Origin of the sequence: Helicobacter didelphidarum (genome assembly GCF_003364195.1) — a bacterium.
Lineage (GTDB): Bacteria > Campylobacterota > Campylobacteria > Campylobacterales > Helicobacteraceae > Helicobacter_A > Helicobacter_A didelphidarum.
Map to the genome: position 1 here is coordinate 190,396 of NZ_NXLQ01000002.1, position 15,744 is coordinate 206,139.

General features: G+C 30.5%; 10 protein-coding genes and 1 pseudogene. 6 read left to right on the top strand and 5 right to left on the bottom strand.

Annotation, left to right across the window (positions count from 1 at the left end):
* Positions 1-76: 76 nt before the first annotated feature.
* A complete protein-coding gene (locus CQA53_RS02320; RefSeq protein WP_115542407.1) occupies positions 77-2,284 on the top strand; it encodes a hypothetical protein in 2,208 nt (735 codons plus the stop codon).
* 317 nt (positions 2,285-2,601) lie between these two features.
* On the opposite strand, the gene CQA53_RS02325 is transcribed toward CQA53_RS02320, so the two are convergent.
* Positions 2,602-3,120, bottom strand: coding sequence for a hypothetical protein (locus tag CQA53_RS02325; protein WP_115542408.1), 519 nt, complete (start codon positions 3,118-3,120; stop codon positions 2,602-2,604).
* Position 3,121: 1 nt separating this feature from the next.
* Between CQA53_RS02325 and CQA53_RS12250 the strand changes: the two genes are divergently transcribed.
* The 4 genes from CQA53_RS12250 to CQA53_RS02340 all read left to right on the top strand — a co-directional run bounded on the left by CQA53_RS12250 (position 3,122) and on the right by CQA53_RS02340 (position 7,640).
* Positions 3,122-3,259, top strand: a complete 138-nt coding sequence (locus CQA53_RS12250) for a hypothetical protein (protein ID WP_181882324.1) — start codon at positions 3,122-3,124, stop codon at positions 3,257-3,259.
* A 121-nt stretch (positions 3,260-3,380) separates the two neighbouring features.
* Positions 3,381-4,280, top strand: a complete 900-nt coding sequence (locus CQA53_RS02330) for a helix-turn-helix transcriptional regulator (RefSeq protein ID WP_115542409.1) — start codon at positions 3,381-3,383, stop codon at positions 4,278-4,280.
* Positions 4,281-4,562: 282 nt separating this feature from the next.
* A complete protein-coding gene (locus tag CQA53_RS02335; RefSeq protein WP_115542410.1) occupies positions 4,563-5,936 on the top strand; it encodes an MBOAT family O-acyltransferase in 1,374 nt (457 codons plus the stop codon).
* Positions 5,937-7,640, top strand: coding sequence for an SGNH/GDSL hydrolase family protein (locus CQA53_RS02340; RefSeq protein ID WP_115542411.1), 1,704 nt, complete (start codon positions 5,937-5,939; stop codon positions 7,638-7,640).
* 178 nt (positions 7,641-7,818) lie between these two features.
* Here the strand turns inward: CQA53_RS02340 and CQA53_RS02345 are convergent, their stop codons facing one another.
* The 3 genes from CQA53_RS02345 to CQA53_RS02355 all read right to left on the bottom strand — a co-directional run bounded on the left by CQA53_RS02345 (position 7,819) and on the right by CQA53_RS02355 (position 12,264).
* Positions 7,819-8,838: a YeiH family protein gene (locus CQA53_RS02345; RefSeq protein WP_115542412.1), complete on the bottom strand. Its 1,020-nt coding sequence runs from the start codon at positions 8,836-8,838 to the stop codon at positions 7,819-7,821.
* A gap of 241 nt (positions 8,839-9,079) precedes the next feature.
* Positions 9,080-11,293, bottom strand: a complete 2,214-nt coding sequence (locus CQA53_RS02350; RefSeq protein ID WP_115542413.1) for an NADP-dependent isocitrate dehydrogenase — start codon at positions 11,291-11,293, stop codon at positions 9,080-9,082.
* Positions 11,294-11,592: 299 nt separating this feature from the next.
* Positions 11,593-12,264: a porin family protein gene (locus CQA53_RS02355; RefSeq protein ID WP_115542414.1), complete on the bottom strand. Its 672-nt coding sequence runs from the start codon at positions 12,262-12,264 to the stop codon at positions 11,593-11,595.
* Between the two features lie 157 nt (positions 12,265-12,421).
* Between CQA53_RS02355 and CQA53_RS02360 the strand changes: the two genes are divergently transcribed.
* On the top strand, positions 12,422-13,210 hold the full coding sequence (locus CQA53_RS02360; protein WP_115542415.1) for a sulfite exporter TauE/SafE family protein: 789 nt from the start codon (positions 12,422-12,424) through the stop codon (positions 13,208-13,210).
* Positions 13,211-13,303: 93 nt separating this feature from the next.
* Here CQA53_RS02360 and CQA53_RS13685 read toward each other — a convergent pair.
* A pseudogene (locus CQA53_RS13685) lies at positions 13,304-14,710 on the bottom strand (DNA translocase FtsK); the annotation flags it as partial.
* Positions 14,711-15,744 lie beyond the last annotated feature (1,034 nt).

Below are 15,744 nucleotides of genomic sequence, written 5' to 3' on the forward strand. Positions count from 1 at the left end.
TTGTATCAAAAACTATACATAGATAGATTCAGCAATAATACATTATATCGATTCTTATATCAGAAAAAGGAAAGTTATGAAAAAATTGAAATTATTTTTATTGCTTGCTATTCTCATTTGCTCGTGTTTAATTGTGTATCTTGTTGTAATAATATGGCAACAAAATACAAGAATACAACCGTCTTTCACAACCAACAAAAAAATATTAACCACAAATCAAACACTTGATGAACTATCGGATGATAATTTAATATCTCATATTCAAGATTTAAATGAAATAGCAACAACATGGAATCTATTAAGAATAAATGGGGTAGGAATTATAAATAATACGCAGGACAATTTACAAAATAATAGAGAACAATCTTTTATTATTGCAAAAAATGGTATGATACAAAATAACACTATAAATGATAACTCTCAAGGGCAGGAAATAAAAAACTCTCGTATCATTGATATACAGAAAATGAAAAATTTTTATCGAATCTATACAATAAAAGATTTGGCACATACTGCACAAACATCTACAACGAATCCTCAATCACTCAATACACAAATACCAAATAATATTATCTTAGAATATCGTTTTTCATGGATTGATAAAGAAAATGGGTTGGCAAATATTAATGGTGAATGTTTTATTGATAATGTAAAAATGCAAGATTATTTAAGAAAGATTGTGGAGCAAAATGACGCCACTAACAATCATTCCAATCCTTTCGTTCCTACTATTTATCCACTTGGTAGTTCACAGCAAACAGGACAATATGAAATCGCAAAATATACTCGCTCTACAATAAAAAACCTTATTAGCACAAATAAGATTCCAAATCATGCACATGATTTTGTCCCACTTACATTGAGGATTCGTAATTCATCGCTTTTTGTAGAAGAGAATAGAGAAAAAAATATACAAGAAAAGAGCTTTCCTCATACTTTTATTATTGATGGAATAAAAATAAATCAAGAATCTCAAAGCCCAAACAAACGACTTGTTATGATAGCAACACTCAAAGATGTTCCTAATCTTGACAATCCACAAATAATGCAACAAGATTCCTTTGCAAAAGATTCAAATTCTCAAATACGCACACAACAAAATTCTAGCTCTTCTTTAACACAGATAGATTACAATTTATTCAGTTATGATAATATTCAATCTCTTTGGCTTTATATTCTTCATGAAGATAATAGCATTGATATAGCAAATGGACTTGATATTACTCCATTGCAAATGCCAGATAACCCATGTGTTCCACATGATTTTATAAAAAATAATTTTTTTGTCTATGAAAACGGAGAAATTTATATCCAAACAGAAAGTTATAAACAAAATATATACAACTTTCTTACAAAACATTTCATCATTACAGACGAAGAACTAGTGCAAGAAAATATGCAAAAAAATATATCTAAATTCACACTAAAAGAAAGTTTCTTAAACGAGGATTGCACAAAAGAAGGAGAATGTGAAGTTTCCTTACAAAAGAGAACTTATATTCCGCAATGTCAGAATCTTTGTGTGCTTTTGCCACAATGGCACATAGAAAAGCCACTTAACGAATCTCAAAAACAACTTTATCTCAATCGCTTTAAGATAAAACAAAGTATCCTTGCTCAAAACACACAAGAAAACTCGAACTCCAACATCACGCTTGAAATATTTAATGATACTTTAGGGCAATATCAATGGGTTGGATTTGATAAACAGGCAGAAATTACTCCCTCTTCTCTCATTAATCTTGCAGAATCTACTTCTTCTGCTCATGCAACTCTACAAGAAAACATATCAAAAGATTCTGGAAATATCTCCTTACCTATAAATATTGCGATTCTTTACACAAAGGGTAAAAAACCGATAAAGATAGACATAACACAAACAAATGCTTTATCACTCTTCAATGAATATTTTGAATCTAAAATTTTTAGCAATGCGTTTTTGCCACGCACACTTACACAAAATGCACAATGTCCCAATCATACAGAATGTGCATATTTTATTCCCCATTCAAGTTTGGAATCTGTTCAAGGTTATCGTGAAGATGTGCAAAATTTTCTGATTCTGCAAAATATTTTTCTTGAAGAAAGAATTCCGTTTATTGAAGTAGAGGAATATACAAAAGAATTGATTTTTCAAAAGGTTGGATTTTTTGGTAGAGAGAAAAAAATAAAATGTATAGAAAATTTAGGAAATCTCATTCTTTATAAAGAAGGAAAATCTTTTCAGATTCTTGAAAAGGAAAATTTTAACGAAGAAAAGATTAAAAAATATTTCCGAAAATAGTATTCTTTTTGAGAAGAGATTTGAAATGTTGGCACAAACAAAATGTTATAAAGATTGCATAAATACTTCACTCTTCAACAAGTAATGAAAATACTCGAAAATTATTGTTCTTATGACTTTATATGAGAATCTTATACTACAATCACAACATCGAAAATCTAAAGCATAAATTTTATGCTCACTATGAAGGGCAAAACTATTTTAATTACTACAACAAAAAGTAGGCGAGTTTTTGTAATATAATCTATGATAAATATGGATAAGAAGAAACGAATAGAATGTAAGATAGAAAGCTTAATATTGTTAATATAATGGACTTATGGGAATGTTTGTAAATTTTGAATATGTCGTTTATTGAGTTTAATAACATCACGAATCTCCTCAAATACATTTGATATTTCTGGAATCTTTGCATGATTGATAAAATCCCCATTTGCTCTTTCATGAAAATCTTGTTCGCTTATTTCTTTGATTGTATAAGTTTGCAAATAAGATTTTGACACATAACCTCTTATTTTTTTATATTCTTGTAAATTGAGGGCTTTTGCAAGAGAATCTTTTGCATGGATTCTATATAATAGTTCTTTGGCATGGAATTTGTTAAATTCAATACATACAGGGTGAGATTTAAACCCAACAAGAATCTCTTCGCTATCTTTCTTTGATACCATCACAGCTAAAATATGTTTTTTAATATTTGGACGAATAAAATGCAATAAAGGTTGTAAATTATGAGATTTTATTATAAAATTAAGCGTCTTTTTTGTGCAATACCCATTTGATATGGATTTATCAAAAAAATGCTGTGAAGTTAAAATCTCTTTAAAGGTTTTCATGATGAGGATTATAGCCAAAATTTGTCAAGTGTACATTTTAGTAATTGTTGGTTGCTATTTTATTGCATGTGGGTATAAAACTGATCCATATTGGTCGCCAGAAGATTCTAAAAAACAAGATCTCCTCTTTACTCAATAATTCAGGGATTGGAATATTATGTTATATTTTAGAGTAAAAAACAAAATACTGATTGGCTTAGAATTTTATTATTAAAACTCTCTGGAGCTTTTGCCTCTAATTTTCAAAGGTCTTGGATAGAATGAAACAATATAATGCAGATACAAATCAATCCCACGATAAAGCACTGTTACGCAATCTCTCAATTCTCTATAAACTTATGTTAGGAAACATAATGACACCACAAGATCTCGCAGATGAGTATAGTGTGAGTTTAAGAACTATTCAGCGGGACATAAAAAGATTACGCGAAATTATTCCTATTAAAAAAGAAGCTAACTTTATCTCCCTTGAATATTACGATATAAACCATATTCACCGTAAATATATAGCTGATTTTGCAGTTTTTAACGGCTTAAGATCACTCTATCCTCAGCTCGATAATGAGATTCCAAATATTATAAATCGTGAAACACAAGTAGCATATATGATAAAAAACCAAGCTTTTGAAGACACAACACAGCAGTATGACAAATTTGACACGATAAGGATTGCGATTTTAGAACACAACTTTCTTTCTTTTTGCTATAAAAATAAAACAAGAAAAGTAAAACCCTATAAACTCATCAATATTCAAGGTATATGGTATTTGCTTGCAGATGAAAACAACACTTTAAAACATTTTGTGCTGACAAAAATTAGTAATGATGAAATCTGTGAAGAAAAATTCCAGATAAGAAAAGATATTGTAGAAGAAATAGCTAAAAGTAATCTAAAGTGGTTTTCAAATAAGACTTTTATGGTTAAATTGCATATTGCAAATGAAGCACGTGAATATTTTATGCGTAAAGAAATACTTGCAAACAAAACGATTATTAGTGAAGGTAAGCATGGGATTATCGTAAGCACACAAATAGCTTTTGAAGATGAGATTCTCAATCTTGTAAAAGCTTGGATTCCATATATTCAAATCCTTGCACCACATTCTTTGCGTGATAAATTGCATACAATTTTACAGGAATATCTTGCACAAAATATCTAACATAATGAGCTCTTTGAATTTCACATTTAAGGGAAAGAAAAATTTTCAAGAATATAAAATATTAAAAAGATGTCGATATACTATTATATTTATCTCATAATACTAGAAAATAAATATTTGATTATTCATTCTCATTGAAAGAAAAAGAATAGATAAAATAATATAAGGGATCATTTCTTGTAATCTTAAATAGATAGGTAGAACTTTTTGGATTTCGATATTAATTATTCTTTGTTTTTGATATTTAGAATCTTATTTTGTGATTATCATTAAGGTTGTTTTGTGATTTATTTTACACCTGAGTTTGGGATTATCCTCTTTGTTTTTCTTATATTGTATTGGTGGGTGTTAAGATTCTATGGCAATAGGATTCAAAATTTTTCTCTTCTTATATTTAACTATATTATTTTGCTCTGGATTAATCCTTATTTTGCGATAGTGGTTTTTATCTACACAATTACAATTTATCTTATGTCTCTTCTCTTATATAAGTATGATACAAAGATCATGCTTTTATTATGTATAGCATTGTCGATTCTTCATCTTGCCTTTTTTAAATATTTTACTGATATTAAAGACTCTTTTGATACATTTTTTACATGGTTTGGATTAGATGTTGTGGATATTAACTTACTTTTTCCATTGGGCATTAGTTTTTATACTTTTACTTCTATTACATATCTATGTGAAGTATATAAAACAAGAAAATATGAAAATTTTAGTAATTTAGCCATGTTTCTTTCATTTTTTCCAACTTTTATTTCTGGTCCAATTATGCGTAGTTCATACTTTTTTCCACAATTACACGCAAAAAGGGTATTTCGACATGCTGACTTAATTTTTGTTTTAATCCTCTTTGGATTAATAAAAAAAGTATTTTTTGCGAACTATTTACAAGTTTATTCAGATTCTATTTTGCAAAATCCAACAGAACAAAGTCCTCTAGCACTTTTGCTTGGAATCTATGCTTATACTGTTCGTTTATATTGCGATTTTAGTGGCTATGTAGATTTAGTCAGTGCATTTGCTCTAATGCTTGGATTCAGTTTGCCAAAAAATTTCAACATGCCTTATATGGCACACAATATTCGTGATTTTTGGTCTCGTTGGCACATCACACTCTCTCAGTTTATCCGTGATTATATTTATATACCGCTGGGTGGCAATCAAAAAGGATTTTTTCTTACACAAATTTTTGTTTTAATTTCATTTACACTTTCAGGAATCTGGCATGGGAATACCATCAATTTCCTTATATGGGGGCTATTGCATGGAATCGGTACAATAATTTTTAATCTTTTTCGACTTCTTAATATGAACATCAAAGTTCCATATATTAGCTCAATCATTACCTTTCATTTCGTTGCGTTCGCATGGATATTTTTTTATTACTCCCAATTTGATGAAGCATTGCTTTATGTAACATCTTTTTATTCTTCTCAAAATCCTATAAAAAATATTGAAATTGTATGGTTTTTGTTTGCTTGTATCTTATTTTTTATTTATCCATTTTTTTATAATTTAGAAAGAAAATGTGCATTTATACTAAAAAAAATTCCAATTCTTTTACAACCTATTGCTATTTCTTTATGTGCAATTATAATCATTGGGTTTTCTCCAAATGGTATCCCAAATTTTATTTATGCAGGATTTTAAATGAGATTCGTCCATTTTGCTTATACTGCTCTTACAAGTATGATAATAGTTGCTTGTATTTTTCATCAAAGCTTATTGAACTATATCGTGCAACAATATCATTATACAGAAGATATAACTTTTACAGACAATCCATTATTCAAATTCAGCAATGGTATTACAGATGCAATTGAGAGTTACAGAATCATGCTTTTTGATTATCAAGACACTAAGAATATATCACAAAAAGAATCTGATAAAAATATCAATGTTATTCATCAAGATTCTATTGAGACAAATATAAAACAGCACATGCAACAATATATGATACAAAATTCAAACGATATAGAACAATCTCAAATGCAAGATTCAAGCAAATTTACAAGTAATCCTAATTTTTTTTTAGAGAATATACAAGATAATACATTATTGCAGGATTCTCAAACAGACAATGCTTCTATCTCCAATACAACACCGGAACATCAAACTTATTTACAAGATTCTGGTGCTTATACGACATTGCAGTCTTACCTCCAAAAAGGAGTGGAGATTAAAGAAGACACACTTTTTGTTGCTCCTAATACCCATTTTTTACTTATTGGAGATTCTCTTATGCAGGGTATCGCAATCTCGCTTGTAAAAAAATTAAGGGATAAGGGATTCAAAATAAAAAATATTGCAAAACAAAGCACAGGATTAACACACCAATCGTTTTTTAATTGGGAACATACAACAAAAAATGCACTTCGTCAGAATCCAAATATCAGTGTGCTTGTTGTATGCTTAGGTGCAAATGACCCATGGAATATGCCGAATAAACGCTTTGGCACAGAAGCATGGATTACTGCATATTCGGAACGTATACAAAAAATTTTTGATATTGCCAAAGAACATCGTGTTGCAGTTGTGTGGTATGAAATTCCTGCATTAAAAGATAAGAATTTGAATGATAAGATAATCCTATTAAATAACCTTTATAATAATATTACCCTCATGAATGGAGGGTTGTTTATCCCCGCAAAGGCTATTTTAGTAAATTCACAATTCAGTACATATATCAAAAATAGTGAGGGTAAAAGTATGTTGGCAAGAGCATCAGATGGAATCCATTTTGCACGTTATGGTGCTGATCTTTTAAGTCAAAGTTTCTTGGACAAGATAGTAGTCAAACAAGATATGATTGCCCCCAAAATAGTAAAAACACAAGAAACACATAATGAATTATTAAGAAAAACAGAATCTTCGCAATATCTTAAGAAAGATTCTAAAGATTTATTGAAAGAGTCTCAAGGTAATTTGATTCAAGATGTCTCAAACCATTCCAAAGACAATGAGCAAAAATCTGCATCGCAAGACGAAAAAATGGATGGAACACCTCAATCTTTACAAACAGACATACAATCTATACAGAATGATAAAAGCATATTGCAAAATCATTCTGATGAGTTACAAGATTCTTGGCAAAATTCTAAATTATATCCACAATATGATGAAAAATCTAATAAGAATTCTCTGCAAGGAGAGTTGCAGAATGGTATTTTCCCAGAAATTCACCATGATTTGAATGCACAACAAAACTATATAGAATCCTTAGAAAATACCCTTGATTCTACAACACAACAGGAAAATCAAAAAGAAAAATCTAATGCTGAAACTTTACCTACACAAGAACAACAAAAATCAATTGATAATCCCTTATCTTCACACCCATTTTTTCAAAATTAATAGTTATCTAATATTATTGAATTTTCTATAAAATTTTTAGAACTCTTTTACAACATTGTAATATATTTCAATAAAGATTCCGAAATTCTTCTTTTGCGATCTTACTCTTTTAAATTCTCTTCTTGGCATCATGACAATCTATATCGACTTTTCTTATTTACAAAAAAATAAAATATTATTAAATAAATTCTGCTTTGCTAAGGCAATAGACAAAGAAAAATCCCCCTATACTTAAGATTATAAAAAGTATTAAACCGAGCTTAAAAGCCCCGCCACCAGTATTTACAAATTTTTTAAAATCAATTTGTAAACCAAGTGCCACCATCGCTATGCTAAGACATATAAGCGAAGTAAATTGTAAAATTTCTATTAAAGTTTGCGGTAAGGAGAAAAAAGAATGTAGTAAAATAACAGCAAGAAAATAAAGTGCAAAATATGGAATATGTAATTGTTGTTTTGTATCCTTTGTAGTGTGAGTAAGAAAAAATGGGATAATAAGTAAAACAGGCACAAGCAATATGACGCGTATCATCTTAATAATGAGGGCATAACTTGCACTTTCTTGCGAGATTGCTCCTCCAGCTCCAACAACATTTGCTACTTCATGAAGAGTTAATCCTATATAAAATCCCTCTTGAGTACCATTAAAAGGTATTAAACCGCTAACATACAACAGGGGATAAACTAACATTCCCAATAAACCAAAAATAACAATTACACCAACTGCTATAATCCCTTTATTAGAATCTGCACGGATACTTGATTCTAATGCGAGGATTGCCGCGGCACCACAAATCGCACTTCCACCACTTACTAAGATTGCCAAATCTTTATCTAAACCCAAAAATCTTACACCAATCCAAACTCCAATACCTAAAACAATAATTACAATAAATATGGAAGAAAGAATCCCAACAATCCCAACATTCATGATTGCAAGAAGAGAGATATTAAATCCATACAGAATAATGCCAAGCCTTAGAATCTTTTTTGCACTAAAAGCGACTCCTTTTTCATACTTTATAATATTTTTACGATAAATCGTAGAGAGTAAAACACCAATAATAATACTAACAAGAAGTGGTGAAATATTATAATGTGATATTTGCGGTATCTTTACAAAGACAATACTCACAATAGCTAAAAAGCATGTAAGCAAGACTCCATACAAATAACCATACAACACTTTCTTTTGCATATTTTTCCTTAGATTCTAATATTTATATGGTAATTGTAATATAATTTCTTTAGGTAATTACTCTACGAAAATAGAGATTCAATAAGATTGTGGGTGTTTTTTACTAATGCTAGTAGGCTTTTGCCTCACTTGAATTACACCTATGTATAATCCTAAATAACATTATAGATAAAAACTATCCGTGAGGCAATTAGTAATCTTTTTACCTAAACTTTTGATTTCTAGCTCAAGTGGCAAAAAATTATCTTGCAATTTTAGCAATTATAGCATTAAAAGTTGCACTTGGACGCATAATTGTATTTGCATTTGTGTAATCAAGTTTATAATATCCACCAAGATTAACTTTATGTCCCTGTGCCTTATTAAATTCCATTTGTATTTTCACTTCATTAGTTTCTAATTCACTTGCGATAGGAGCAAAAAATTCTGCAATTTGTAAATCTATACTTTGATTAGTTAATGCACGAGCGAAATACATTGCAAGATAAAAATGACTTGTGCGGTTATCATCTTCACCAACCTTGCGTGATGGAGCTTTATTGTTGTTTAACCATTGCCCAATAGCAATGTCCAAAGCAGTTGCTAATACTTTTGCTTTCTCATTTTTCTCTTTAAATGCATAAAATTCAAGACTTGCTTGTAAAGCCAAAAACTCGCCTAAACTATCCCATCGCAAATGATTTTCATCTATAAGTTGTTCGACTTGTTTTGGAGCACTTCCACCAGCACCTGTCTCAAACATTGCACCACCATTAAGCATTGGCACGACTGAAAGCATTTTGGCACTTGTGCCTAATTCTAAAATGGGAAATAAATCTGTCAAATAATCGCGTAATACATTCCCAGTAATAGAAATTGCATTTTTACCTTCACGAATTAGCCTTAAAGATTCTAAACATGCTTCTTTTGGTGGAAGAATCATAATGTCCCCAAAATTTTCACCCTTTTCCTCAAATCTCTTTTTTACTAGATCAATCATAATCTTATTACTTGCACGTTTCGAATCTAACCAAAAAATAGCTTTGTCACCAGTAATTTTTGCACGTTCAATTCCCAAATCAATCCAATTCACTACAGGTGCATATTTTGCCTCATTGACACGATAAATATCTCCCTTATGCACTTTATGGACAAGCAACACATTATTATTTGTGTCAAGGATTTGGAATTCACCATCACTTGGAGCAATAAAAGTCTTGTCATGAGAACCATATTCTTGAGCTTTTTGTGCCATAAGTCCAACATTACTCACACTTCCTATTTTTGTTGGGTCAAGCACACCATGTTTTCTTACATCTTCTAACACCGCTTCATAAATAGTTGCATAAGTTTTATCTGGAATCACCGCATTTGTATCACACTCATTTCCATTGCTATCCCATAACCTTGCCCCATTTTTTAACATAGCAGGCATAGAAGCATCTACAATCACATCACTTGGAACATGTAAATTTGTAATACCTCTTTCTGAATTTACCATAGAAATCTTAGCACTTTTCGCTAATATATCATGATAAGATTTTAAAATCTCTGTTTTTTTACTTGAAGATTCTATCTTGGTAAGTAATTCTGAAACTCCATTATTAACATTTACACCAAGCTTTTCAAGCTCATCTCCAAATTTTTCAAAAAGTTCCTTAAAATATACTTTTACAGCATACCCAAAAAGCACAGGATCACTTACCTTCATCATTGTTGCCTTGAGATGAAGAGAGAAAAGTATATTATGCTCCTTACAATATGTAATCTGGGATTCATAAAATTTAGTAAGTTTTCCAACATCCATGAAAGTTGCATCTACTATTTCATTTTTCTCAAACTTCAAATCATCTTTAAGGATACTACTTTTTCCTTGTGAATCAACAAAAACAATTTTTGCAAGAGTAGATTCTGTTATCAAAATAGCTTTTTCATTATCAAAAAAATCTCCATGTTGCATAGAGCTAACACATGATTTAGAGTCTTTAGAAAAAGGGGTAATTTTATATGGATTTTTCTTTGCATATGCTTTTACAGCTTGAGTTGAACGACGATCGGAATTCCCTGCACGCAAAACCGGATTCACAGCAGATCCCAATACTTTTTGGTATTTATTTTTAACAATTTCTTCACTACTGTTCGTAGGCTCATCAGGAAAATTTGGAATATCATAACCTTTCTCTTGTAGCTCTTTAATGGCTGCTTTCAATTGTGGGATAGAAGCAGAAATATTTGGTGTCTTGATGAGATTTGCATCTGGTTGTTGAACAAGATCTCCCAATATGTTTAATGCATCCTCTACTTGTTGTTCCGGCTTCAATATATCAGAAAATTGTGCCAAAATTCTTGCGGATAATGAAATATCTGATGTCTCTATTTGTATATTTGCATGTTTTAAAAATGCCTCTGCAATAGGTAAAAAAGAGTAAGTTGCAAGTGCTGGAGATTCATCTGTGAGAGTATAAGTTATTTTCATTTTGTTTCCTTTAAAATAAATTATGTTTAAAGCTTGAAAGCCTATACTTTAGTATAGCAAAATATTTTTGATGTCTTTGAGAAATATTGAAAATTAATAGCCTCAATTTAAAATATTGGTAATTTTTGCAATGTTTATCCACACCACTTCAAAATACTTTTTTAAAATTAAACCAAATCTAAAAAAAATAAAATATCTCTACACAAAAATAATCTGAATATTTGGAGTTAGATTCCATACAAATTTTTATAGATAAGAATCCCCACATTATTTGTGGTATTTTTATAAAACTTAATACTCTAAAAAGTATAAGAATACATTATAATATAGGTTATCCCAACCTTTGTAAAATTTGGAAGTGAAGGAACATCATTATATGGTATTCGCACAATCCCCTCAATACGACTTCTACCAGCATCAAAAATAAAACTTATACCAGCATGTGCTTGCCCCAAGAATCCATCCCCTTGTGTCTTATATCCTTGAGAATACCCAATGCTACTACCTAATATAATCCCCATACCAAATGGTTCTGTTTGTAAAAAATCCCATATCACATCAATACCAAATGCACCATAAAAGCTATTATACTTGTTGTCAAAAATACCATATCCGCGAAGACCAAAAGTCTTATGGAAAAAGTAACTATAGCCAACTATTATACTGGCATTAAATTGCACCTTACTAAGATTGGAATCATAAACCATATTCATACCAATCCCAACATGAAAGTTGCTCTTTGTCTTGCGTATCTTATTGCTCACATCATAACCAAAAGAATCTTCTCCAGCTAATTCTAATTTTGTTATATTAGAGGCTTGATTATTAGAATTTCCAGATTCTATCTTTGAGTCTATACTACTTGGAATACTTGCAGATGTATCTTGTTGTATATCTTGAGCAAATAATATAGTAGGTAATAATACTATAAAAAAGAAAAAGGACACAAACCAACGCGATAGAATAGACATGATTCAACTCCATAAATAAAATCTATAAAAATAATAAATGTTTTTTAGCATTTCTTAAAAAGTTTTTATTATAATATGAGTTTGCTGAGAATATGCTAAATAAAATCTTTAATGATGAAAAAGCAAAAAAAATTCCATAATAATATAGGAAAAGGTAATGGGTTTTGAAATTTCTATGCTTTTTATGGCTGCATTTAGTGGTTCGTTAGCACATTGTATTGGTATGTGTGGAGGGATTGTCTTAAGTTGTAATATGCGAAAATTCAACAATTCTACAATATTGCAAATATTATCGAATGTCGTATATTTCTTTGGACGATCGACAAGCTATATTGCAATTGGTATTTGTTTTAGTCTTATTAGTGTAAATTTAGGTTTTAGCAATGCTTCTAGAGCAATAATTTTTATTATACTTGGGATTTTATTATTTATAACCGCACTTCTTATTACTTTTTTTCCAAAATTTCTTATAAACATTACACCTAGTGGAAATTATAAATGGTATAAAAGAGCTTTTCAAAAAGCCATACAATCAAAAAGTATCTTTAGTTTTTTTATTATTGGAATCTTAAATGGGTTATTACCCTGTCATTTAGTCTATATATTTGCAATCAAAGCTGCTGATGCAATGAATATTTGGTATGCAATTCTTACCATGGCTATTTTTTCACTTGGAACTTTTCTTCCATTGTTCTTAGTTGGGATATTTAGTGCAAGTTTATTACATTCAAAAGCTAGAAATATATTATTAAAAATATCCTTTCTTATTATGAGCTATTTCGCCTTTTCAAATATCTATAAAGGTGTCAGTTACTTTATCTCTCCTGAAGCAAATTCGCACTCTAAACATGAAATGCATATAAATGATAATCGCAATACACATCACACAAAACAACAAGATTCTATGAAGCATAATGAATATCATAATATACATTCATCACATTAAAAAGAGATTTTCAATATTAAATGTCTTAAAGTTTAAACCAAGCTTTATATTTGGTTATAACATTCTTCTGTAAGTTTATACATTAAGTAAAATTTATCCCATAATAGTTCGCTCACCTTTATTATTTGGTGCAGAAAGAAACCCCTCTAACTCAAGTTGCTCAACGATATTTGCAGCCTTATTGTAACCAATACCTAATTTACGTTGGAGATTGCTAATAGAAGTTTTATTATCACGCAACATAACCGCCTTTGCTTCATCAAGGATACCACCATCACCCACAAATTTATCACCTAGATCCACACCTGACTTGTTATCACTTAAAAAATTTTCATCATATTGTGGCTCTCTTTGTGATTTAATGAAATCAATAATCTCTTCAATCTCTCTTTCGCTTACCCATGGTGCGTGTATTCTCTGTAAGCCATTTGGTGAAGAGAATAAACCATCTCCATTGCCAAGCAATCTTTCTGCTCCTGAAGCATCAAGAATGACTTTAGAATCTACACGATTTCCAACACGATAACTAATGCGAGAAGGAAGATTTGCTTTGATTGTTCCTGTAACGACATTTGTGCTACTTCTCTGTGTAGCAATAATAAGATGAACTCCTGCGGCACGACCCATTTGTGCAATACGTGCAATTGGTGCTTCAGCATCTTTACCTCCTGTCATCATTAAATCTGCGAGTTCATCAATAATGATTACAAAAAAAGGCATTTTTTGCTCTACTTTTTCATTATAAGAAAGAATAGTTTTTACCTTGTGTTCAGAAAGAATTTCATAACGTTTGTCCATTTCTATTGCTGCTGCTTGTAATGCTTGTATTGCCTTATCTGGAGCATTTATAATTGGAGTAATTAAATGTGGTAAATCCTCATAAGGAGCAAATTCTACCTTTTTTGGATCAATCATCATAAGTTTTAATTCATCTGGACTATTACGATAAAGCAAAGAAAGAATGATTGCATTTACACCAACAGATTTCCCACTTCCTGTTGTCCCTGCTACCAATAAATGTGGGAGTTTTGCAAGATTTTGGACAACTGGTTGCCCCATAATATCTTTTCCCAAAACAATACTTAAGGAATCATTTGCTTGTAAAAATGCTTGAGATTCTAAAATTTCACGCAAATAAATTGTAGCAACATTATTATTTGGAATCTCAATTCCCATAACATCTTTTCCTGGTATAGGAGCTTGAATTCTGATACTTTTAGCTTTTAATGCCATCGCCAAATCATCTTGCAAACCCAAGACTTTATTGACTTTTACATCTGCTTCTGGACGAAATTCAAAAGTCGTTACAACAGGCCCTGTGAAAACGCTTACAATATCCCCCTTAATCTTAAATACACGAAGCTTTGCTAAAAGATTCTCTATTTTACTATCAATCTCTTGATCATCTATATTTTCATGAAATTTTGGCACACTTAAAAGGCTTGCTGGAGGGAGTGTGTAGGGTATGATATTTTGTAAATTAGAATCTTGTTGAATTTCACTGGGGTATTGATGGGTTGTAGCATTCTGTGTTTTTAACCTACTGGTTGGTATTTCATCATAAGATATATGAGAATCTTGCTGAAGATTCTGCATGGAACTAGATTGAGTCTGCATAATCTCTGAATCTTTGCTTCTTTGTTGCACTGATGTTGTATCGGATAATGCTTTACCTTGCGACAACACATTTTGTGAATAAGTCGATTCTATAAAATCTGGTTGCTCTTTGATTTGTATTTGTTGTACATTATATCCTTTTTCTTGTGTCCTTATCATATCATGATAATTTGCTTTAGTTTGATTTGAATGTGTAGAATCCAGATTGTAAGGAACAGATTCTACCTTATTATTTTGCAAAGGACTTTCTAATCTGTTATTTTGTTCATATTGTTTCAAATCATGATTATACACTTCTGCTTTAGGTTGCAATGATTTTGGTTCTGATATTTTTACATCTTGGGTAGATTCATATTCTTGCATAGTATTTGTAGATGGATTCATCTGCAAATTAATATGCAAATTCGTTTGTGTGCTTGGCTGCGAAGTTTCTTGTAGGTGTATATATGAATCTTTTTCTTTTAAGTCATTTATCATGGTATCTTGAGGAAAAGGTTGATGGTGGTTAGTTTCCATTGTGTCTTGCAATCCTCTTGCAATAAAAGATTTTGTTGGGGTAAGATTATTTGCCTCTACGAAAGAATTATTAGAATTCGATTGAATAGCTTGTGATCTTTCGATGCCATTTACATGGGTATTATCTACAATAGTAGGACTTGTTGTCCCCTGTGTAGCAAGATTACTCTGTGTAATTTCTGTAATTTCTATCTTTTTTTCTATATGGTCTTGTGTGGGAACTGCCAAAAAAGATTCTGTGTCACTATATATATGAGACTTTATATATTCTTTTTTATCATGTATTGTTTGATTGTTATCAGATTTTATAGTGTTTCTATGGGTAGAATTATCTGAAATACCAAAAAGAGTAGCATAATTACCTAGTAGGTGTGCTGGAAATGCAGGGATTTCAAGTGTTA

Excerpts from the sequence above, each read along its gene's own strand:
- CQA53_RS02350 (WP_115542413.1), bottom strand. The coding sequence starts at position 11,293 with ATGAAAATAACTTATACTCTCACAGATGAATCTCCAGCACTTGCAACT.
- CQA53_RS02340 (WP_115542411.1), top strand. The coding sequence starts at position 5,937 with ATGAGATTCGTCCATTTTGCTTATACTGCTCTTACAAGTATGATAATA.
- CQA53_RS02330 (WP_115542409.1), top strand. The coding sequence starts at position 3,381 with ATGAAACAATATAATGCAGATACAAATCAATCCCACGATAAAGCACTG.
- CQA53_RS12250 (WP_181882324.1), top strand. The coding sequence starts at position 3,122 with ATGAGGATTATAGCCAAAATTTGTCAAGTGTACATTTTAGTAATTGTT.
- CQA53_RS02345 (WP_115542412.1), bottom strand. The coding sequence starts at position 8,838 with ATGCAAAAGAAAGTGTTGTATGGTTATTTGTATGGAGTCTTGCTTACA.
- CQA53_RS02360 (WP_115542415.1), top strand. The coding sequence starts at position 12,422 with ATGGGTTTTGAAATTTCTATGCTTTTTATGGCTGCATTTAGTGGTTCG.
- CQA53_RS02325 (WP_115542408.1), bottom strand. The coding sequence starts at position 3,120 with ATGAAAACCTTTAAAGAGATTTTAACTTCACAGCATTTTTTTGATAAA.
- CQA53_RS02355 (WP_115542414.1), bottom strand. The coding sequence starts at position 12,264 with ATGTCTATTCTATCGCGTTGGTTTGTGTCCTTTTTCTTTTTTATAGTA.
- CQA53_RS02320 (WP_115542407.1), top strand. The coding sequence starts at position 77 with ATGAAAAAATTGAAATTATTTTTATTGCTTGCTATTCTCATTTGCTCG.